General features: G+C 36.4%; 20 protein-coding genes. All 20 read left to right on the forward strand.

The genetic code is table 11. The features are described from left to right. Positions 1–14 precede the first annotated feature (14 nt). The 20 genes from KHA87_RS04520 to KHA87_RS04615 all read left to right on the forward strand — a co-directional run bounded on the left by KHA87_RS04520 (position 15) and on the right by KHA87_RS04615 (position 20,954). Complete coding sequence (locus KHA87_RS04520) at positions 15–2,054, forward strand: chemotaxis protein CheA (RefSeq protein WP_213092908.1); 2,040 nt, start codon at positions 15–17, stop codon at positions 2,052–2,054. 80 nt (positions 2,055–2,134) lie between these two features. After that, positions 2,135–2,581 (forward strand): chemotaxis protein CheW, encoded by a 447-nt coding sequence (locus tag KHA87_RS04525; protein WP_213092909.1) that lies wholly within the window; start codon positions 2,135–2,137, stop codon positions 2,579–2,581. A 13-nt stretch (positions 2,582–2,594) separates the two neighbouring features. Continuing rightward, positions 2,595–3,236, forward strand: a complete 642-nt coding sequence (locus KHA87_RS04530) for a chemotaxis protein CheC (RefSeq protein WP_213092910.1) — start codon at positions 2,595–2,597, stop codon at positions 3,234–3,236. Beyond that, positions 3,229–3,720: a chemotaxis protein CheD gene (locus tag KHA87_RS04535; protein WP_213092911.1), complete on the forward strand. Its 492-nt coding sequence runs from the start codon at positions 3,229–3,231 to the stop codon at positions 3,718–3,720. The genes KHA87_RS04530 and KHA87_RS04535 overlap by 8 nt, the downstream gene beginning before the upstream one ends. 190 nt (positions 3,721–3,910) lie before the next feature. Then, positions 3,911–4,675: a FliA/WhiG family RNA polymerase sigma factor gene (locus tag KHA87_RS04540; protein ID WP_213092912.1), complete on the forward strand. Its 765-nt coding sequence runs from the start codon at positions 3,911–3,913 to the stop codon at positions 4,673–4,675. Positions 4,676–4,695: 20 nt separating this feature from the next. After that, positions 4,696–5,004, forward strand: a complete 309-nt coding sequence (locus KHA87_RS04545; protein WP_213092913.1) for a hypothetical protein — start codon at positions 4,696–4,698, stop codon at positions 5,002–5,004. A 9-nt stretch (positions 5,005–5,013) separates the two neighbouring features. After that, positions 5,014–5,544, forward strand: a complete 531-nt coding sequence (locus KHA87_RS04550) for a hypothetical protein (protein ID WP_213092914.1) — start codon at positions 5,014–5,016, stop codon at positions 5,542–5,544. 163 nt (positions 5,545–5,707) lie between these two features. Further along, positions 5,708–6,424, forward strand: a complete 717-nt coding sequence (rpsB, locus tag KHA87_RS04555; protein WP_213092915.1) for a 30S ribosomal protein S2 — start codon at positions 5,708–5,710, stop codon at positions 6,422–6,424. Between the two features lie 123 nt (positions 6,425–6,547). Then, entirely contained in the window at positions 6,548–7,432 is an 885-nt protein-coding gene (gene tsf / locus KHA87_RS04560; RefSeq protein ID WP_213092916.1) for a translation elongation factor Ts, read from the forward strand. Positions 7,433–7,828: 396 nt separating this feature from the next. Beyond that, positions 7,829–8,554, forward strand: a complete 726-nt coding sequence (gene pyrH, locus KHA87_RS04565) for a UMP kinase (protein WP_213092917.1) — start codon at positions 7,829–7,831, stop codon at positions 8,552–8,554. Beyond that, on the forward strand, positions 8,554–9,111 hold the full coding sequence (frr, locus tag KHA87_RS04570) for a ribosome recycling factor (RefSeq protein WP_213092918.1): 558 nt from the start codon (positions 8,554–8,556) through the stop codon (positions 9,109–9,111). Before pyrH ends, frr begins: the two co-directional genes overlap by 1 nt. 221 nt (positions 9,112–9,332) lie before the next feature. Next, entirely contained in the window at positions 9,333–10,130 is a 798-nt protein-coding gene (locus KHA87_RS04575; protein ID WP_213092919.1) for an isoprenyl transferase, read from the forward strand. Then, positions 10,127–10,918 carry a phosphatidate cytidylyltransferase gene (locus tag KHA87_RS04580; RefSeq protein WP_213092920.1) on the forward strand — a complete coding sequence of 264 codons (792 nt, stop codon included), beginning with the start codon at positions 10,127–10,129 and terminating at the stop codon, positions 10,916–10,918. Before KHA87_RS04575 ends, KHA87_RS04580 begins: the two co-directional genes overlap by 4 nt. A gap of 51 nt (positions 10,919–10,969) precedes the next feature. Continuing rightward, the gene (gene dxr / locus KHA87_RS04585) at positions 10,970–12,112 is read left to right on the forward strand and encodes a 1-deoxy-D-xylulose-5-phosphate reductoisomerase (RefSeq protein WP_213092921.1); all 1,143 of its coding nucleotides are present in this window, start codon (positions 10,970–10,972) and stop codon (positions 12,110–12,112) included. A gap of 17 nt (positions 12,113–12,129) precedes the next feature. After that, a complete protein-coding gene (rseP, locus tag KHA87_RS04590) occupies positions 12,130–13,392 on the forward strand; it encodes an RIP metalloprotease RseP (RefSeq protein WP_213092922.1) in 1,263 nt (420 codons plus the stop codon). Between the two features lie 340 nt (positions 13,393–13,732). Beyond that, the gene (locus tag KHA87_RS04595) at positions 13,733–18,052 is read left to right on the forward strand and encodes a PolC-type DNA polymerase III (protein WP_213092923.1); all 4,320 of its coding nucleotides are present in this window, start codon (positions 13,733–13,735) and stop codon (positions 18,050–18,052) included. A 628-nt stretch (positions 18,053–18,680) separates the two neighbouring features. Further along, the gene (rimP, locus tag KHA87_RS04600) at positions 18,681–19,148 is read left to right on the forward strand and encodes a ribosome maturation factor RimP (RefSeq protein WP_213092924.1); all 468 of its coding nucleotides are present in this window, start codon (positions 18,681–18,683) and stop codon (positions 19,146–19,148) included. Between the two features lie 82 nt (positions 19,149–19,230). Continuing rightward, complete coding sequence (nusA, locus tag KHA87_RS04605; RefSeq protein WP_213092925.1) at positions 19,231–20,355, forward strand: transcription termination factor NusA; 1,125 nt, start codon at positions 19,231–19,233, stop codon at positions 20,353–20,355. A 12-nt stretch (positions 20,356–20,367) separates the two neighbouring features. Beyond that, a complete protein-coding gene (gene rnpM / locus KHA87_RS04610; RefSeq protein ID WP_213092926.1) occupies positions 20,368–20,649 on the forward strand; it encodes an RNase P modulator RnpM in 282 nt (93 codons plus the stop codon). Continuing rightward, entirely contained in the window at positions 20,646–20,954 is a 309-nt protein-coding gene (locus KHA87_RS04615; protein ID WP_213092927.1) for a YlxQ family RNA-binding protein, read from the forward strand. The genes rnpM and KHA87_RS04615 overlap by 4 nt, the downstream gene beginning before the upstream one ends. The last annotated feature ends 2 nt before the right edge of the window (positions 20,955–20,956 follow it).

The following is a 20,956-nucleotide window of genomic DNA, read 5'->3' on the forward strand; positions in this document are numbered from 1 at the left end:
AGGGTGTGTAACATATGGAATTGAGCCAATATTTAGAAGTGTTTATTGAGGAAAGCAAAGAACATTTGCAAGCTTGTAATGACCAATTATTATTGCTAGAAAAAAATCCAGAGGATCTTGGGATTGTTAATGAAATTTTTCGTTCTGCCCATACCTTAAAAGGTATGTCCGCTACAATGGGATATGAAGATTTAGCAAATTTAACACATAAAATGGAAAATGTGTTAGATGGGATTAGGAATGGAATCATTTCCGTTACATCTGAAGTACTAGATGTTGTATTTTTAGCTATGGATGATTTGGAGATTATGGTGGAATCCATTGCAGGTGGTGGAGATGGAAAGCACGATGTCAGCAAGGTAATGGATCAGTTGCATAAAATTGAAAAGGGTGAATCCATCGAAGTGAATAAAGCAGCCCAAGAGGTAGCAGCTTCTGTTGCGGTGGAAGCGCCAGATTTAAGGTTGACATATGATGATTTTGAACAGACTGTAATTCAACAATCTAAAGAGCAAGGGTTCGATTGCTTTGAAGTAACCGTAGCCTTAAGAGAGGATTGTTTATTAAAGGCTGCAAGGGTGTTTATGGTTTTTGAAGTATTAGAGAAATGTGGAGAGGTCATTAAATCCAATCCAACCGTGGAAATGTTGGAGGAGGAAAACTTTGACACTCACTTTACCGTTACATTAATTACAAAAGAACCGAGCAATGATATTCAACAAAAGGCAATGAAAGTATCAGAAGTAGAGAATGTATCGGTTATTTCCGTCAATCTACAAGAGCGAACTGTGAAAAATTCAGTAGAAACAATTGAAAATGCAGAAAGTAAAAAATCAACATCGTCTTCCGCAACGGCTAATAAAAAATCTGCTGAAAACAGTAATGCAGCCGGACATGTAAGTCACTCAAACAAAACGATTAGGGTTAATATAGAACGATTAGATGTATTAATGAACCTTTTCGAAGAGCTTGTAATTGATCGTGGCAGATTAGAACAAATTTCAAGGGATCTTAATAATCCGGAATTACACGAAACGGTAGAAAGAATGTCTAGAATTTCTGGTGATTTGCAGAACATTATTCTCAACATGCGTATGGTTCCTGTTGAAACGGTATTTAATCGCTTTCCAAAAATGGTTAGACAATTGGCAAGAGATTTAAATAAAAAGATAAATCTTGAAATCATTGGGGCAGAAACAGAATTAGACAGAACTGTAATTGATGAAATTGGAGATCCATTAGTTCATTTAATAAGAAATGCCTTAGATCACGGGGTAGAGACTCCAGATATTCGTTTGAAAAATGGAAAAAGCGAAGATGGAACTATTACTTTAAAAGCGTACCATAGTGGAAATCACGTGTTCATCGAAATTTCGGATGATGGGGCAGGTATTAATCGTGAAAAGGTATTACAAAAAGCGATTTCAAAAGGAATTGTTCATGAGCATGAAGCTGATTCTCTGTCAGACAAACAAGTATATGAGTTGATACTTTCTTCAGGCTTCTCTACAGCGGATAAAATATCTGATATTTCAGGACGTGGGGTAGGGCTTGATGTTGTAAAATCAACTATTGAATCTCTTGGTGGATCTATTACCATCGATTCCGTGGAAGGTTCAGGATCTGTATTTATTATTCAGCTTCCATTAACTCTTTCCATTATTTCCGTTATGCTGGTAGAGGTAGGCAAGGAAAAGTTTGCAATTCCTTTATCATCTATAATTGAAACGGCTATCATTAAGAACACTGACATTTTAACTGCACATAATCAAAAGGTAATTGATTTCCGTGGGAAAGTAGTTCCTCTAGTATTTTTAAAGGATGTTTTTGAAGTACCAGAGACTATTGATGAAAGTGGTTTTACTTCTGTAATTATTGTTAGAAAAGCAGAAAAAATGGCAGCACTAGTGGTGGATTCTTTTATTGGACAACAAGAAATAGTGCTTAAATCATTAGGAAATTACTTATTGAATGTATTCGCAATATCCGGAGCTACTATTTTAGGTAATGGTCAGGTGGCACTTATTGTGGATTGTAATGCATTGATTAAATAATGGTGTAGTAGTCATAGTTGGATATATTTTAAGGTTCTTATGTAAGTGACTTATAAAATTGTTTGTAATGGAGTGTTATTATGATAGATATAGCTGAGCAAACAGAAAATAAAATGATTGTATTTCAATTAAAGGGTAATGAATATGCAATACCTGTACAGCAAGTACGTGCTATTGAGAAGGTATCGTATATAACACGAGTGCCAAGAACAGCCTCTTTTATTAAGGGAGTTATCAATTTGCGCGGTGTCATTGTTCCTATCATTGATTTGCAAAATCGATTAGGTATTGGTGAAATTGAAATCTCTGAAAAAACAAGGGTCATTATTGTATCTATGGATAATATTGAGGTTGGATTGATGGTAGATCTAGCAAATGATGTATTGGATATTCCCGCAGAGTCCATAGAACCGCAACCTGAAGTAGTGGACTCCATAAAAGCAGAATTTATTTCAAGTGTAGCAAACATGGATAAGCGGCTGATTATGATCATGAGTTTAGAAAAAATAGTAAGTCCATTGATTTAGGGGAACAATAAAAATGGGTCTAGAAGATAGAATTTCAAGCGTACATCTCGACATTCTGAAAGAGATTGGAAATATTGGAGCAGCTCATGCCGCAACATCACTTTCGATCCTTTTACATAGAAAAATCGACATGAATGTTCCAAAGGTTAGCATAGAATCTTTCTCTGAAATGATGGAAATGGCAGGCGGCTCAGAAAATGTTGTAGCAAGTGTGCTACTGCGTATTGAGGGAGATGCTTCCGGTTATATGTTTTTTGTTCTTTCTATACAGCAATGTGAAAGGTTTATAAGACAAATGACTGGAGATACGCATTTTTCATTTGATCGTACACCAATTTCGGAGCTGGGGATATCAGCATTCCAGGAGCTTGGTAATATATTAGCCGGATCATATTTAACAGCATTATCTGACTTTACACATCTGGAATTATATCCATCCGTTCCGCAGTTAAGTATTGATATGTTTGGTGCTATTATAAGTCATGGTTTAATTGAATTATCACAAACAAGCGATTATGCAATTGTTATTGATACAAGTCTTAAAGATGAACAAGCGAAAAATGAGCAGACGATGAATGGACAGTTCTTTCTACTCCCAAACCTTGACTCATTCGAAACTATTTTCGAAGCCTTAGGGGTGAGCTTTAATGAGTGAGGTTGTCAAGGTTGGGATAGCAGATATGAATATCGTATTTTCCCCAAATACGATTAGAACAACAGGACTAGGTTCTTGTGTGGGTGTAATCATTTATGACCCATTTCAATCCATCGCTGGTTTAGCCCATGTGATGCTTCCCGATTCTGGAATAGCAAAAACACAAAAAGAGCTTAATAAGGCTAAATTTGCGGATACAGCAATAAAAGAATTAACGGAGAGACTTTTAAATAAAGGGTGCAAAAAATTTCATTTAAAATCGAAAATTGCTGGCGGCGCAGAGATGTTTTCCTTTTCATCAACAAATGATTTTATGAAAATCGGCCCGCGCAATGTAGAAGCTGTAAAAACAGCTTTAAAGGCGGAAGGAATAGAACTGCTTTCGGAAGAAACTGGAGGCAATTACGGTAGAACTATAGAATTTGATCCAAAAACACTACAGCTTCAGATCAGATCAGTTAACAACGGGATACGCAATATTTAGTTTAGGCTGTTTTCGTTTATAATCTTACTTTTCGAAAATAGTAATAAATCCTGATAAAGTCTTATTCAAGGCATTTTTTCGTGGAAAATTAAGCCAACAGAACAAAAATAGTGATAACAATAAGAATTTCTTATCCAAAACATCTAAGTTTAGAAAAGAGTCTTGATTAATAATTACGAGGAGGGGCCAAATGTCAAAAACAGAAACAATCGAAGAACAAAAATATTGGGAATTATGGATCGGGTCCCGTAATACTCAAGCCGGTGATGTTCTTGTGAAAAAATATATGCCATTAGTTCATTATCATGTTCAAAGGATTGCAGTAGGACTTCCTCGTAATGTATCAAGGGACGATCTGAAAAGCTTTGGTATGCTCGGTCTCCTTGATGCCTTAAATAAATTCGATGCGAAAAGGGATTTAAAATTTGATACGTATGCTTCCTTTCGAATACGAGGAGCAATTCTGGACGGATTAAGGAAAGAGGATTGGCTTCCAAGAAGCACGAGAGAGAAAGCAAAAAAAATTGAAGCTACTTTGGAACGCCTAGAACAAAGGTATATGAGGCATGTAACACCAGAGGAAATTGCTCAAGAATTGAATATTTCTGAGGAAGATGTATATCAAACCATGAATGAACAATTCTTTGCAAATGTTTTGTCTGTTGATGAACATACCCATGATAAAGAAGACAATGATTCTCATTCCTTCGCTATCAAGGACGAGCAAATACCAAGTCCTGAGGATTATTTAATTCATGAAGAAAAAATTCAAGATATGACGAAAGTGATATCTACTTTATCCGAGAAAGAACAGCTGGTGTTAAGTTTGTTTTATCACGAAGAATTGACACTTACAGAAATTGGTGAAGTAATGAGCCTCTCTACATCTAGAATTTCACAAATTCATTCAAAGGCATTATATAAATTGAAAAATATCTTAGAAAAGAAAATGTAAAATTCTAAGAGGTGGATACGGTGGATCTCAAATCAATTGAAATGCAGGTTGCATTGCCTAGGACACATGAGGCTGGTAAAAATTTGCAGCATATTCAACAGAGTAGTCAGGTAATCAATGAAAATGCAATGCATGAAATGGAAAAAGAGCTTATCCAAAAACGACAGCAAGTGTTAAAACAAGAGCAAAAGAATCGGGCAATGTTAAGAGACAAAGGTAATTCGGATTCACAACAAGAGAAAGGTTCAGGCAAAAAACATCAAAATGAAAAAAATACAGAAAAACAATACCACCCATTTAAAGGTAATCACATTGATTTTAGCGGGTAGGGGAATATTATGACAATTTTTATTTTATTCATCTCCATTATTGTAAATGTTGTAACAATATTTAGTATTATTATCCTTTATTTGAGACAGAATCGTTTTTTACAGGCAGAACAAAACCAAACGAAAGCTTTAAAGGATATGGAAGAAATATTTACTTCTTACTTATTGGAAATGAAAGAAGAAAATGATGATTTTATTAAAAAAGTTCAAAGCCTTTATAGCAAGTCCAATATAAATAGTTCGTTGATTGAAAAGGAAATTGCTCCTAAAACAAATACTCTCAATATAAATGAACAGCCGAGTGAACCTCCTCTGCCATCTTTTATTAGAAATCATGCGGAAAAAAGCTATCAAAAAGTCATGACGAAGATGGATGACCAAAGTAAGGAAACCAACCCCAATGATTTGGCAATATTACCGCTGGAAGATCAAGCCGTATTATTACAAAAGGAAGGTCATACCATCGAACAAATTGCCCAAAAGCTGCATAAAGGTAAAACAGAAATTGAGCTTCTGCTAAAATTCCGTCAAAAAATGTAAGATATTCTTGAATATCATATTCATTTGTGATATATTAACTCTTGGTGTTATTACACACGCTTCATGATTTAAATAGATGGTGCTTCCAAAATATATTTATTTTGGTAGTCTCTGTTTAAAAATGATTGAAGCGGAGGAAACTAAAACCATAGGAGGCAATACAATGTCAGTAATTTCAATGAAACAATTGCTTGAAGCAGGTGTACATTTCGGACACCAAACACGCCGTTGGAACCCAAAAATGAAGAAATATATCTTCACAGAGCGTAACGGCATCTATATTATCGATCTTCAAAAAACAGTGAAAAAAGTTGAAGAAGCGTACAACTTTGTAAAAGAACTTGCAGCAAACGGCGGAAATGTTCTTTTCGTTGGTACTAAAAAGCAAGCTCAAGAATCTGTTAAAGAAGAAGCGGAAAGAGTAGGTATGTACTTTGTTAACCATCGCTGGTTAGGTGGTACATTAACTAACTTCGAAACAATTCAAAAACGTATTGACCGCTTAAAAGCAATCGAAAAAATGGAAGAAGACGGTACTTTCGAAGTACTTCCTAAAAAAGAAGTTGTTCAACTTAAGAAAGAGCATGAGCGTCTAGTGAAATTCCTTGGCGGAATCAAAGATATGAAGACTCTTCCAGATGCTTTATTCATTATCGATCCTCGCAAAGAGCGTATTGCAGTTGCAGAAGCACGTAAATTAAATATTCCAATCGTAGGTATTGTAGATACAAACTGCGATCCTGATGAAATTGATTACGTAATTCCTGCAAATGATGATGCAATTCGTGCTGTTAAGCTTTTAACTGGAAAAATGGCTGATGCTATTTTAGAAGCTAGACAAGGCGGAGAAGAAGAAGAAACTGTTGAACCAACAGCTTAATGCTTAAGCACTTAGTTATTTTAGATCCGTTTACAAAAGGTGATAAGAAGGATTACTCCTTATCACCTTTTTTTAAAGAACTTAATATGTAGTATACATAGAAATAAAGGAGGAAATATTCTCATGGCAATTACTGCTCAAATGGTAAAAGAACTTCGTGAAAAAACAGGCGCTGGTATGATGGATTGTAAAAAAGCGCTTACTGAAACAAATGGAGATATGGATAAAGCGATTGATTACTTACGTGAAAAAGGTATCGCAAAAGCTGCGAAAAAAGCAGACCGTATAGCTGCAGAAGGTATCACATATATTTTAAGTGAAGGTAATGATGCAGTTATTCTAGAAGTAAACTCTGAAACAGACTTCGTTGCTAAAAATGAAGGTTTCCAAACATTAGTTGCAGATTTAGCTAAGCATGTTCTTAAAAATAAGCCAGCTACTGTAGAAGAAGCTCTTGATCAAAAAATGGAGAATGGTTCAACTGTAGGAGAAGCGATCAATGCTGCTATTGCGAAAATTGGTGAAAAAATTACTCTTCGCCGTTTCGAAGTGAAAACAAAGAGCGATAATGGTGTTTTTGGTGGATATTTACACATGGGCGGACGCATTGGTGTTCTAACAGTTTTAGAAGGAACAACTGATGAAAGTGTTGCTAAAGATGTTGCTATGCATGCTGCAGCTCTAAATCCAAAATATATTTCACGTGATCAAGTATCACAAGAGGAAGTTGAGCATGAGCGTCAAGTATTGACTCAACAAGCACTAAATGAAGGTAAACCTGAAAATATTGTAGCTAAAATGGTAGAAGGCCGTTTAAGCAAATATTTTGAAGAAATTTGTATTTTAGACCAAACATTTGTTAAAAATCCTGATCAAAAAGTTGGTCAATTTGTAAAAGCAAATAATGCAACTATTACTGGCTTAGTTCGTTATGAAGTTGGCGAAGGTATTGAGAAACGTCAAGATAACTTTGCTGAAGAAGTAATGAGCCAAGTGAAAAATATATAATATATAGGGGAATTCCCAATATATGATAAACTCTAAGGGAGCACATTGTGTGTTCCCTTTCTTTAAAAAGTAATGTGAAACTTCTCAAAAGGTAAGAATGTATAGTTTTTTTACCAATTGAATTATAAACAAGTAAAATTTGTCTAGCGCAAGCAGCCATCGGCTATCGGATTTCTACGTTTCCTTCCTACGATAAGTCAACATTAGGTGTAAATACACTTCACTTTTCACTTGGCGAATTTTTAAGTGCTAATTTCAATAGCTCGTTCGCTGTGTTTCCTTTATCTCAGTCGAAGACAACGAAGGTGAAATTTGAAGAGCTAATTTCACTCATCCGTAGCTAGAGCTGTGGCGCTTGCGCTTTTCTTGTTACATACTAAAAAATTGGAGGTTCATATGAGTACCCCAAAATATAAACGTGTTGTTTTAAAATTAAGCGGTGAAGCATTGGCCGGAGATCAAGGGTTTGGAATTAATCCTGCCGTTATTAAATCAGTAGCTGAACAAGTGAAGGAAATAGCTCAATTAGGCGTCGAGGTTGCTGTTGTAGTTGGCGGCGGAAATATTTGGCGTGGGAAAATTGGCAGTGAGATGGGGATGGATCGCGCTACAGCAGATTATATGGGTATGCTTGCAACCGTGATGAATTCTCTTGCACTTCAAGACAGCTTAGAACAAAATGGAATTGAGACGAGAGTACAAACATCCATTGATATGCGTCAGGTTGCTGAACCATATATTCGCAGACGTGCAATTCGCCACTTAGAAAAGAAACGTGTAGTTATTTTTGCTGCCGGTACCGGAAATCCATATTTCTCTACAGATACAACTGCGGCATTAAGGGCTGCTGAAATTGAGGCAGAGGTTATATTAATGGCGAAAAATAATGTAGATGGTGTATATTCAGCAGATCCGAAATTAGATAAAAATGCCATTAAATATGAAGAACTAACTTATTTAGATGTCATTAAAAACGGACTTGCGGTTATGGATTCTACAGCTTCTTCATTATGTATGGACAATGACATACCTCTTATTGTATTCTCTATTATGGAAAACGGTAATATAAAGCGTGTTGTAATGGGTGAAAATATTGGAACGATTGTAAGGGGGAAGGAATAATGCCAAAACAAATAATTGCTAATGCAAAGGATAAAATGACAAAAGCAATTCAAGCATATACAAGAGAACTTGGAACAATTCGTGCAGGACGTGCAAGTGCTTCGTTACTGGACAATGTTGTCATTGATTACTATGGTGCTCCAACACCGATTAACCAGTTAGCGGGTGTATCGGTTCCGGAAGCACGTCTGTTAGTTATCCAGCCTTACGATAAGTCAATTCTTGGTGAAATTGAAAAGGCTATTTTAAAGTCGGATTTAGGTTTAACACCTAATAATGATGGAAGTTTAATTAGATTAGCGATTCCTGCTTTAACAGAAGAACGACGCAAAGAACTTGTAAAAGTAGTGAAAAAAGAATCTGAAGCTGCAAAGGTTGCCATTCGAAATATTCGTAGAGATGCCAATGACGATTTGAAAAAGCTTGAGAAAAATGGAGATATTTCAGAAGATGATCTTCGTGGATACTCCGATGATGTTCAAAAGCTTACAGATGAACACATCAATAAAATTGACCAAATAACAAAGACAAAAGAACAAGAAATATTAGAGGTATAATTTTTTCTCAGAAAACTCTCTTACCGAGAGTTTTTTTATTTTTAACGGGCAGTTCAAATAAAGTTCATAGCATTCCCTACACAAAATGGCATATTTTATCTATAATAGAAGTCGCACCTTACAATACTAATTTTAAAGAAATTACCTATTTTTTTTGCTATTATAGTAATAGTAGATTTTTCATATACATATGGAAAGCAATCTCTAGTGGAGGTCCAATGATGATAAATAAATTGAAGTTTTGGAAAACTTCCAAGGAAGATAGTGCATTGGAAGATCGAATTCTTGCACTAAAGGAACTCCCGATACCAAAACATATTGCCATAATTATGGACGGGAATGGGAGATGGGCAAAGAAACGGGCATTGCCTCGAATTGCAGGACATCATGAGGGGATGAAAAGAGTAAGAAGAATAACTCGGTTTGCATCTAAGCTCGGTATCGAAGTATTAACTCTTTATGCTTTCTCGACAGAAAATTGGAAGCGACCGAAAAATGAAGTGGAATATTTAATGAAGCTTCCCGGAGAATTTTTAGGAACATTTCTTCCTGAGTTAATGGAAGAAAATGTTCGTGTAAAAATGATGGGATATAAAGATAAACTTCCAGATCATACACAAAATGCAGTGGAAAAAGCAATTCGTGATACTGAACATAATAATGGACTCATTTTAAATTTCGCCTTGAATTACGGTAGCAGGGATGAAATTGTACGAGCTGTAAAGAATATTATTCATGATGTAAAAAATGGCAAAATAAATGAAAAAGCCATAACTGAAGATAATTTTTCAGAGTATTTAATGACACAAGATCTCCGGGACCCGGACTTGTTAATTCGTACAAGTGGTGAAATTCGTTTGAGCAACTTTATGCTTTGGCAGCTGGCATATACGGAATTTTTCTTTTCGGATGTTTTATGGCCAGATTTTAGTGAAGAGCATTTGATTGAGGCAATTGAAGTATACCAACAACGGTCCAGAAGATATGGCGGTTTGAAAGGTGAGGGCGAAGAAGAATGAAACAACGTATTATAACAGCAGTTATCGCTGCTGCAATTTTTATCCCAATCGTTATTTATGGCGGATTTCCATTTACAATTTTAGTATATCTCATGGCTTTCATTGCCTTGGGTGAAGCATTAAGAATGAGTAAGTTAAAATTAATATCTTTTCCTGGAATTATTTCATTTTTAATGTTAGGGATTTTTTTAATTCCACATCAATATATTGATAAAGTAGAGAAGCTTGGACTTGAAAAAATGGACTTTATCTACATAGGATTATTATTGCTTTTATGCTATACTGTCGCTTCTAAAAATCGTTATACAATCATAGATGCATCTTTTATGTTATTGTCCATATTTTATGTGGGATTTGGTTTTTATAATTTTTTATTCATAAGAGAATCAGGATTAACTTTAATTTTATATTCCTTATTTATCATTTGGGCAACTGATTCCGGAGCATATTTTATAGGAAGAGCGATGGGAAAAAGAAAACTGTGGCCTGAAATAAGTCCAAACAAAACAGTTGAAGGATTTTTTGGAGGGATTTTGTGTGCACTAATTGTTGCCATCCTATTCTCCTTATTTTCCAACATCGAAGCTTCTATGTTAAAATTAATAATTATTACCGCAGTTCTGTCCGTATTTGGACAAATGGGGGATTTAGTGGAATCAGCATTAAAACGACACTATAATGTAAAAGATTCTGGGAGAATATTGCCAGGTCATGGAGGAATATTAGATCGATTTGATAGTTTATTATTTGTGTGGCCACTTATTAGTTACTTGTTATTGCATCAATAAGAAAACATTCCATTATAAGAGAAATAAAGTTGGATTTTTGGGAGTGACAGTATGAAAAACATCAGCTTGTTAGGGGCATCAGGATCCATTGGAACACAAACGCTAGATGTGATTAAGAAACATCCGGAAAGTTTCCGGTTAGTTGCCTTTTCCGTTGGGAAAAATATTGATCTAGCCAGAAAAATTATATCTGAGTTTAAACCGGAGCTAGTATCCGTACAATTCAAAAGTGATTATGAGCAATTAAGAATAGAATATGGTTCAAGTCTTCGTTTTTCATATGGAGAAGAAGGGCTTGTAGAGGTAGCCGTCTACGATAAATCAGACATTCTAGTAAATGCGGTATTAGGAAGCATTGGACTATTCCCTACATTACAGGCAATAAAAGAAAATAAAACTATAGCAATTGCAAATAAAGAAACACTTGTAACAGCGGGGCATCTCGTGATGGAGGAAGCTGCTCGGAGAAAGGTAAGTCTTTTACCTGTTGACAGTGAGCATTCAGCTATCTTTCAATGCCTCCAAGGCGAACAAGACAAAAGTATTGAGAGGTTAATTATCACGGCTTCTGGCGGCAGTTTCCGCGATAAAAAAAGAGAAGAATTGGCCGAAGTTACTGTCAAGGATGCACTTAATCATCCTAATTGGTCCATGGGAGCTAAGATTACCATCGACTCAGCAACCATGATGAATAAAGGCTTAGAGGTTATAGAAGCACATTGGTTATTTAATCTTCCTTTTGAAAAAATCGATGTACTATTACACAAGGAAAGCATTATTCATTCCATGGTGGAATTTCAGGATGGAAGTGTGAAGGCACAATTAGGTACGCCGGATATGCGAGTTCCTATACAATATGCTTTAACATACCCGGATCGCTTACCGCTTTCCTCCGAACGATTAGATTTAGCCAAAATAGGTAAGCTCCATTTTGAACCAATGGATTTAGACCGTTTTTATGCGTTAAAGCTTGCTTATGAAGCAGGTAAAATCGGAGGTTCACTTCCAACAGTACTAAATGCTGCCAACGAATCAGCAGTCAGCGCGTTTTTAAGTAATAAGATTTCCTTTTTACAGATTGATGCTTTAGTGGAAAGGGCACTTGAAAGGCATAAGGTGATTGAACATCCTGATTTGGAAACAATTAGAACCATTGATAAAGAAACTAGAGAATATATAAACTCACTTCTATAATAAAGGTGGTTTTTCATTTGACAACATTAATAGCCTTTATCATCATTTTTGGTGCGCTAGTATTTTTCCACGAAGCTGGACATTTTTTCTTTGCTAAGCGGGCTGGAATACTGTGCCGTGAATTTGCTATCGGGTTTGGTCCAAAATTAATTTCCTTTAAAAAGAATGAAACCCAGTATACCATTAGGCTTTTGCCTATTGGCGGCTATGTAAGAATGGCTGGGGAAGACCAAGAGATGCTTGAATTAAAACCTGGTCAACGGGTTGGATTGATTTTTAATAATGATGATAAAGTTAACAAAATAGTTATTAATGGAAAAGAAAGATATTCAAATATCCGTTTTATCGAGGTAGATTCTGCAGACTTAGAACATAAACTTTTCATAAAAGGTTATGAAGAAGGAGAAGATGAAGTTTTAAAAACCTTCTACTTATCAAATGAAACAATGTTAGTGGAAAATCAAACGGAAACACAAATTGCACCATGGAATCGTCAATTTGCATCAAAGTCTCTTGGTAATAGAGCAATGACTATTTTTGCCGGACCGATGATGAACTTTGTACTGGCTATTGTTATATTTACTGCGTTAGCTGCATTTCAGGGTATACCAGTTTCAGACCCAGTTCTGGGAGATTTAACTCCAGACGGGGTTGCAAAACAAGCAGGTCTTCATAAAGGTGATAAGGTAATTAGTATTGATGGTTCTGAAATATCAAATTGGAAGGACATTGTGGAGGTAATACAAAAACATCCCGGGGAAGAACTAGTGTTTACTGTGGAAAGAAATCATAAAACAATGGATATTTCAGTAACTCCAAAAATTGAAAAAGATGAAAACAATAAAGAATATGGAATGATTGGAGTTCATAGTCCGGTTGAAAAATCGCCGCTTAAGATTGCAACATATGGATTTCAACAAACATATGAATGGACTATTAGAATCTTCCAAATGCTCGGGAAGCTAGTTACAGGACATTTTTCCATTAATATGTTATCTGGTCCTGTAGGAATTTATAAATCAACAGAGGTGGTTGCACAATCCGGTATTCCTTACTTAGCTCAATGGGCAGCATTGTTAAGTATTAATTTAGGGATTATGAACTTGCTTCCAATTCCTGCATTAGATGGCGGCCGCTTATTATTCTTTGCTGTAGAAGCACTTAGAGGAAAACCAATTGATCGTCAAAAAGAAGGAATGGTTCATTTTATTGGTTTTGCATTATTAATGCTACTTATGATCATCGTTACATGGAATGATATTCAAAGATTCTTTCTATAGAATAAAGAAGCAATCGGTTCAGAGCCGGTTGCTTCTTCCTATTAATTTACCAGTTTAATTTTTGTCTAGCACGAGTAGCCTATGGGATAGCGGATTTCGCGTCTTGTCCGTATGACAAGTCAACATCGGCTCGTGAGGAACCACACTGTGTTTCATTCATTTAGTTGAAGACTACGAAGTTAAAAAATTGATCAGCTATTTTCAGTCATATGTACGCCGATGAGCAAGGCGCCTAATGCTTTTCTAAATAATTGTAAATGTTTTTGCATTGAAATTCGACCATAGTTTTTTTATGATGGATAAGGTATAGTTGAAATTTTAAAGGATGGGAGAGGGGAAAATGTCAATAAGTCCCACCGAAAAAAAAGAGAGATTCAGGCTATTAATACAACAGCTTGGTTTAACAGAAGATACATTTTTTAAACATTTTACAAATGCTGAGATAGAAAAGCTAGTAGTAGAACGAACATCTAAACGTTGGCATTTTTATTTTGAATTAGAACGTATTCTACCATTTCCAATTTTTAATCGTTTTGCACTTCAATTACAGAATACTTTCCAACATATTGCTAATGTTCATTTTTCCATACATGTAAAAGATCAGTCCTATGAAGAACAAATGATTATGGATTATTGGAAGCATTGCTTAAACGATATTGAAGGAATTTCTCCTATGCTTATTTCTTTGCTCCACAACCAGTATCCAAGCATTAAGGGAAACAAGCTTTTGATTGAAACAAGAAATGACACAGAAGCACGTACATTAAAGCAAAAATATGGTGAAATTATAGCAAATGCTTACCAATCAGTTGGATTTCCATTACTATCCATAGAAACAGTTATTGCTCAAAATCAATCTGATGAAGACTATCAAAGATTCCTGGAAGAAAAGAAAAAGGAAGACGAAGAACGAGCTAAATTGGCTGTTATGGAAATTCAGAAGAAGGCATCAGACAAAACAGACAGTGAGGTTGCCAGCGGTCCATTAGTTATAGGTATGAACATAAAGGATGATGATTCTTATAGGCGAATCGAGGAAATCCTTGATGAGGAAAGGCGCATCTTTGTAGAAGGATATGTTTTCTTTGCTGAGACGAAAGAGCTTCGTAGTGGTAGAACACTATTAACCTTTAAAATTACTGATTACACAAGCTCTATTTTGGTTAAGATGTTTTCTCGTGATAAGGAGGATGCAGAGATCCTTGGCAGGGTAAAAAAAGGTATGTGGCTCCGTGCCCGTGGAAGCATCCAAAATGATACGTTTGTTCGTGACTTGGTTATGATTGCAAATGATTTAAATGAAATCAAACCAGTTGAACGAAAAGACCTTGCACCGGATGATGAAAAACGTGTAGAACTGCATTTGCATACACCGATGAGTCAAATGGATGCTGTTACATCTGTTAGTGATTTAGTTGCACAAGCGAAAAAATGGGGGCACAAAGCGATAGCAGTTACAGACCATGGTGTTGTACAATCCTTTCCAGAGGCGTTCGGTGCGGGCAAGAAAAATGATATTAAAATATTGTATGGTGTGGAAGCTAACTTGGTCGATGATGGGGTTCCTATTGCCTACAATGAGGCACATCGATTGCTTGCAGAAGATACTTTTGTCGTATTTGACGTGGAAACGACCGGTCTTTCAGCTGTGTACGATACCATTATCGAATTAGCTGCCGTCAAAATTAAAAATGGGGACATTGTAGATCGCTTTGAATCCTTCGCAAAAGCACATCGTCCATTATCCAATACCATTATTGAGCTTACTAGTATTACGGATGATATGCTCGAAGATGCACCGGAAGTGGATGAAGTTTTGAAAAAGTTTCAAGAGTGGACTGGTGATGCTATTCTTGTTGCCCACAATGCTTCATTCGATATGGGATTTTTAAATGTCGGCTATAGTAAAATGGGATTTCCAAAAGTAACAAATCCAGTAATAGATACGCTCGAGTTAGCAAGATGGCTATATCCGGAATTTAAAAATCATCGTCTAAATACATTAGCCAAAAAATTTGATGTAGAATTGACCCAGCATCACCGGGCAATTTATGATACAGAAGCTACAGGATACATTTTATTAAAGATGCTTAAAACCTCTTCTGAACGTGGGATAGAATACCATGATCAGTTTAATCAATTTATGGGAGAAGGCGGAGCATATAAACGAGCAAGACCGTCTCATTGTACGCTTATTGCTCAAACAGAAGCGGGATTAAAAAATTTATTTAAGCTAATATCCCTTGCCAATATTGACTATTTCTATCGGGTACCTCGAATACCGCGCTCTAAATTGCAAATGTTGAGAGAAGGAATATTAGTCGGCTCCGGATGTGATAAGGGAGAAGTCTTTGAAGGAATGATGCAAAAAGGCCCAGAAGAGGTAGAGGAAATTGCAAAATTCTATGATTTTCTAGAAGTGCAACCAAAAGAAGTTTATGCCCATTTAATTGAATTGGAGCTCATTCGTGATGATAAATCGCTAGAGGAAATTATTACGAATATTGTAAACTTGGGTGAAAAGTTAAATCTACCGGTTGTCGCAACAGGAAATGTACATTACTTACATCCGCGAGATAAAATTTATCGCAAAATATTAATAAACTCACAGGCGGGTGCGAATCCATTAAATCGCCATAAACTGCCTGATGTTCATTTTCGTACTACCGATGAAATGTTAGAGGCTTTTTCCTTTTTAGGTGAAGAAAAAGCCAAGGAAATAGTTGTAACCAATACAAATAAAATTGCAGATTTAATAGATGATATTAAACCAATAAAGGATGACTTATATACTCCAAAAATAGAAGGTGCCGAAGATGAAATCAAGAATATGAGTTATTCTATGGCAAGGTCTATTTATGGAGATGAGCTGCCGGAAATTGTCGAGGCAAGGCTGGAGAAAGAGCTGAAAAGTATTATTGGTCACGGATTTGCCGTAATTTATTTAATATCTCACAAGCTCGTAAAGAAATCATTGGATGATGGTTACCTGGTCGGCTCACGTGGTTCAGTAGGATCTTCTTTTGTAGCTACTATGACGGAAATTACGGAAGTAAATCCGTTACCACCACATTATATTTGTACCGAATGCAAGCATTCCGAATTTTTTAATGATGGTTCGGTAGGATCCGGTTTTGACCTTCCGGATAAAAACTGCCCAAACTGTGGAGCTAAATATAAAAAGGATGGACATGATATCCCCTTTGAAACGTTCCTAGGGTTTAAGGGTGACAAAGTACCGGATATCGACTTAAACTTTTCAGGCGAATATCAACCAAGAGCACATGCTTATACGAAGGTACTATTTGGTGAAGATTATGTTTACCGTGCGGGTACAATTGGTACGGTTGCCGAAAAAACAGCTTATGGATATGTAAAAGGTTATGCGCAGGATAATAATTTGCATTTGCGTGGTGCAGAAGTTGATCGTCTAGTACAAGGCTGTACTGGTGTTAAGAGAACTACTGGTCAGCACCCTGGAGGAATTATTATTATACCTGATTATATGGATGTGTATGACTTTACACCAATTCAGTATCCCGCGGATGACAATAGCTCTGAATGGAAAACTACCCACTTTGATTTCCATTCCATTCATGATAATGTCTTGAAAATGGATATTCTTGGACACGACGATCCGACCGTCATAAGAATGCTGCAAGATTTAAGCGGTATTGATCCGAAAACCATTCCGACCGACGACCAGGAAGTGATGAAAATATTCAGCGGCACTGAATCATTGGGCGTTACACCAGAGCAAATAATGTGTAATACTGGAACACTTGGTATTCCGGAATTTGGTACACGATTTGTTAGACAAATGCTTGAGGATACAAAACCAACTACATTCTCTGAATTAGTACAAATTTCTGGGTTATCACATGGTACGGATGTATGGCTGGGAAATGCACAAGAGCTAATCCAAAATGGAATATGTACCTTGTCAGAAGTAATTGGTTGCCGTGATGATATTATGGTTTATTTAATTTATCAAGGAATTGAACCATCACTAGCATTTAAGATTATGGAATCAGTTCGAAAAGGAAAAGGTCTTCAACCCGAAATGGAAGAGGAAATGAGGAAACAAAATGTACCAGAATGGTATATTGATTCCTGCAAAAAAATAAAGTATATGTTCCCGAAAGCACACGCGGCCGCATATGTATTAATGGCTGTTAGGATTGCTTATTTCAAAGTTCATCTACCTCTATATTATTATGCTGCTTATTTTACAGTAAGAGCAGAGGATTTTGATTTAGAATCCATGGTCCGGGGCAGTAATGCTATTAAATCCAAAATTGAAGAAATAAATGAAAAAGGCTTGGATGCATCACCAAAGGAAAAAAGCTTGCTAACGGTATTGGAAATCGCTTTGGAAATGGTGGAACGAGGTTTCCATTTTCAGAGAGTTGACCTTTACCGTTCGAGTGCTAAGGAATTTATCATTGATGGCAATTCTCTCATTCCTCCTTTTAATGCGATTCCTGGTTTGGGAACAAACGCTGCTTTAAATATAGTAAAGGCAAGAGAAGAAGGGGAATTCTTATCAAAAGAAGATTTGCAGCAACGTGGAAAAGTTTCCAAAACAATTATTGAATACTTGGACAAGCATGGCTGCTTGGAAGATCTTCCTGAACAAAATCAATTATCCTTATTTTAGTCAAAATAATTGAAGTTCTAGGTTCAGAATATAATCCATCAACGAACAGAACGGTCGAGGCACCTCCACTTTTCTATGTCTAGCTTTGGTGCCTATCGGCTAGCGGATTTCTACGTCTTCTCCCTACGATAAGTCAACATCGGTGAAATTTGAAGTGCTAATTTCCATTGCTCGAGAACGACCTCGCCGTGTTTCCTTTATCTCAGTCGAAGACTCCGAAATCCGTACGTCGATGAGCAAGGCACGACCGCTTTTCTATGTCTAGCTTTGGTGCCTATCGGATTTCTACGTCTTCTCCCTACGATAAGTCAACATCGGTGATATTAGAAGTGCTAATTTCCATTGCTCGTGAACGACCTCGCCGTGTTTCCTTTATCTCAGGCGAAGACTCCGAAATCTCGTACGCCGATGAGCAAGGTACCACCGCTTTTCTTATCATTTGCATTAATTTGCAGGTTATGGTATATTTTTATTGGAAATACTATTGATAGCTCTCGTATTTAAGAGTGGGTCTTACCCGCTCTTTCTTGTTTTTTACTTTAAATAAGTATTAGTGTAAACACAAAAGAACAACAATTAAGAATGAGCCTTTATCAACGATGTAATGTACAATCTGTAGGAGGTATTTATGAGTAAAGTAACGGACGTTATTGAAGAACTCGTTACACCAATCGTAGATGAAATGCAGCTGGATCTTGTAGACATCGAATATGTCAAGGAAGGGAAGAATTGGTTCCTTCGCATTTTTATTGACAAAGAAGATGGTATAGATATTGAGGAATGTGGGATTGTTAGTGAACGTTTAAGTGAAAAGTTGGATGCTATAGACCCTATTCCACATAATTATTTCCTCGAGGTTTCATCACCAGGTGCAGAGCGACCGTTAAAAAAGGAAAAAGATTTTGTCAATGCAGTAGGGAAAAATGTAAGTATAAAAACCTATGAAGCAATTGATGGAGAAAAGAGTTTTGAGGGTAATCTTCTTGACTTTGATGGTCAAACTTTGACCATTGAAGTAAAAATGAAAACTAGGAAAAAGCAAATCAGTATTCCATTTGAAAAAGTGGCGAATGCCCGTCTGGCAATTATTTTTTAATATTTGATTTTTTCGGAAGATGATTGCACAGTAATGTTACTGTGACATGCTTTACTTATTTATTAAGGGGGATGACATTTCCATGAGCACAGAATTATTAGATGCTCTATTAATATTGGAAAAAGAGAAAGGAATTTCTCGCGATGTTATAATTGATGCCATTGAAGCAGCTTTAGTTTCTGCATATAAAAGAAATTTTAACCAAGCGCAAAACGTTCGTATTGATTTGAATTTAGGCAATGGCACCATGAAAGTCTTTGCTCGTAAAGATGTAGTCGAGGAAGTGTTTGATTCACGACTTGAAATTTCTGTTGAAGATGCTCGTAAAATTAACCCTGCATATGAAATTGGTGATGTCGTTGAATTGGAAGTAACACCAAAAGATTTTGGACGTATTGCAGCTCAAACGGCGAAGCAAGTAGTTACTCAACGAGTGCGTGAAGCAGAAAGAGGAATTATTTATTCGGAATTTATTGATCGTGAAGATGATATTATGACAGGTATTGTCCAACGTCAGGATCCTCGATTTATTTATGTAAACTTAGGGAAAATTGAAGCACTGCTTCCACAAAGCGAACAAATGCCAAACGAAACATACAAACCGCATGATCGCATAAAGGTTTATATTACAAAAGTGGAAAAAACAACAAAAGGTCCACAAATCTTTGTTTCCCGTACACATCCTGGTCTATTAAAACGTTTGTTTGAAATTGAAGTTCCAGAAATTTACGATGGTACAGTAGAAATTAAATCCGTTGCCCGTGAGGCTGGCGACAGATCCAAAATATCTGTTCATACAGAACAGACGGAAGTGGATCCAGTGGGAGCATGTGTGGGACCAAAAGGCACAAGGGTTCAAGCCATTGTTAATGAATTAAAGGGTGAAAAAATTGATATTGTAGAATGGTCAGACGATCCGGTTACTTTTGTTGCTAATGCATTAAGTCCATCAAAGGTTTTAGATGTAATCGTGGATGAAAATGAAAAAGCAACAACCGTTGTTGTACCAGATTACCAATTGTCATTAGCAATCGGTAAGCGTGGTCAAAATGCACGCTTGGCAGCAAAACTTACCGGATGGAAAATAGACATTAAAAGTGAAACCGATGCTAGGGATTTAGGGATATATCCGCGCATGAATAATAGCTTATTCGCTGATGACGATGATGACTACGATACATTCGAAGTAACCGAAGATTACGAATAAGAGGTGATCAAAATGGCTACTCGGAGAAAAATTCCATTAAGGAAATGTGTTGCAACAGGTGAAATGAAGCCTAAGAAAGAAATGGTTCGAATTGTGCGCTCCAAAGAAGGCGAAGTTTCTATAGACACTACTGGGAAACAGTCAGGCAGAGGAGCATACCTTTCAAAGGATAAAGAGGCAATATTGCTAGCTAAAAAGAAAAATATTTTAGCTGGCCATCTCGAGGCAAGTGTTAATGAAGAAATATATGATGAGCTGCTTAAGCTTGTGGAGAGAGAGAACTTAAGTAAATGAGTCATTCAAAAGCCATGTCTCTACTAGGATTAGCTAATAGGGCTCGGAAAGTGATATCAGGTGAAGAACTTGTTCTTAAAGATATAAAGTCCGGTCGTGCGAAGCTTGTATTACTTTCAAAGGATGCCTCGCAGAATACCTCTAAGCGAATACAAGACAAGTGTCTGTACTATAAAGTTCCTATTGTACTGGTTGATAATAGGGAGGAGCTTGGTTCCGCAATTGGTAAGGAAGCTAGAGTAGTTGTAGCGATAAATGATGCCGGCTTTGCAAAGAAACTTACAACACTGCTCGCAAGAATTTGATG

Source organism: Bacillus sp. FJAT-49736 (genome assembly GCF_018343615.1).
Lineage (GTDB): Bacteria > Bacillota > Bacilli > Bacillales > Bacillaceae_C > Margalitia.

Coding starts and splice junctions, on each gene's coding strand:
- KHA87_RS04520 (WP_213092908.1), top strand. CDS start 15: ATGGAATTGAGCCAATATTTAGAAGTGTTTATTGAGGAAAGCAAAGAA.
- KHA87_RS04525 (WP_213092909.1), top strand. CDS start 2,135: ATGATAGATATAGCTGAGCAAACAGAAAATAAAATGATTGTATTTCAA.
- KHA87_RS04530 (WP_213092910.1), top strand. CDS start 2,595: ATGGGTCTAGAAGATAGAATTTCAAGCGTACATCTCGACATTCTGAAA.
- KHA87_RS04535 (WP_213092911.1), top strand. CDS start 3,229: ATGAGTGAGGTTGTCAAGGTTGGGATAGCAGATATGAATATCGTATTT.
- KHA87_RS04540 (WP_213092912.1), top strand. CDS start 3,911: ATGTCAAAAACAGAAACAATCGAAGAACAAAAATATTGGGAATTATGG.
- KHA87_RS04550 (WP_213092914.1), top strand. CDS start 5,014: ATGACAATTTTTATTTTATTCATCTCCATTATTGTAAATGTTGTAACA.
- rpsB (WP_213092915.1), top strand. CDS start 5,708: ATGTCAGTAATTTCAATGAAACAATTGCTTGAAGCAGGTGTACATTTC.
- tsf (WP_213092916.1), top strand. CDS start 6,548: ATGGCAATTACTGCTCAAATGGTAAAAGAACTTCGTGAAAAAACAGGC.
- pyrH (WP_213092917.1), top strand. CDS start 7,829: ATGAGTACCCCAAAATATAAACGTGTTGTTTTAAAATTAAGCGGTGAA.
- frr (WP_213092918.1), top strand. CDS start 8,554: ATGCCAAAACAAATAATTGCTAATGCAAAGGATAAAATGACAAAAGCA.
- KHA87_RS04575 (WP_213092919.1), top strand. CDS start 9,333: ATGATAAATAAATTGAAGTTTTGGAAAACTTCCAAGGAAGATAGTGCA.
- KHA87_RS04580 (WP_213092920.1), top strand. CDS start 10,127: ATGAAACAACGTATTATAACAGCAGTTATCGCTGCTGCAATTTTTATC.
- dxr (WP_213092921.1), top strand. CDS start 10,970: ATGAAAAACATCAGCTTGTTAGGGGCATCAGGATCCATTGGAACACAA.
- KHA87_RS04595 (WP_213092923.1), top strand. CDS start 13,733: ATGTCAATAAGTCCCACCGAAAAAAAAGAGAGATTCAGGCTATTAATA.
- rimP (WP_213092924.1), top strand. CDS start 18,681: ATGAGTAAAGTAACGGACGTTATTGAAGAACTCGTTACACCAATCGTA.
- nusA (WP_213092925.1), top strand. CDS start 19,231: ATGAGCACAGAATTATTAGATGCTCTATTAATATTGGAAAAAGAGAAA.
- rnpM (WP_213092926.1), top strand. CDS start 20,368: ATGGCTACTCGGAGAAAAATTCCATTAAGGAAATGTGTTGCAACAGGT.
- KHA87_RS04615 (WP_213092927.1), top strand. CDS start 20,646: ATGAGTCATTCAAAAGCCATGTCTCTACTAGGATTAGCTAATAGGGCT.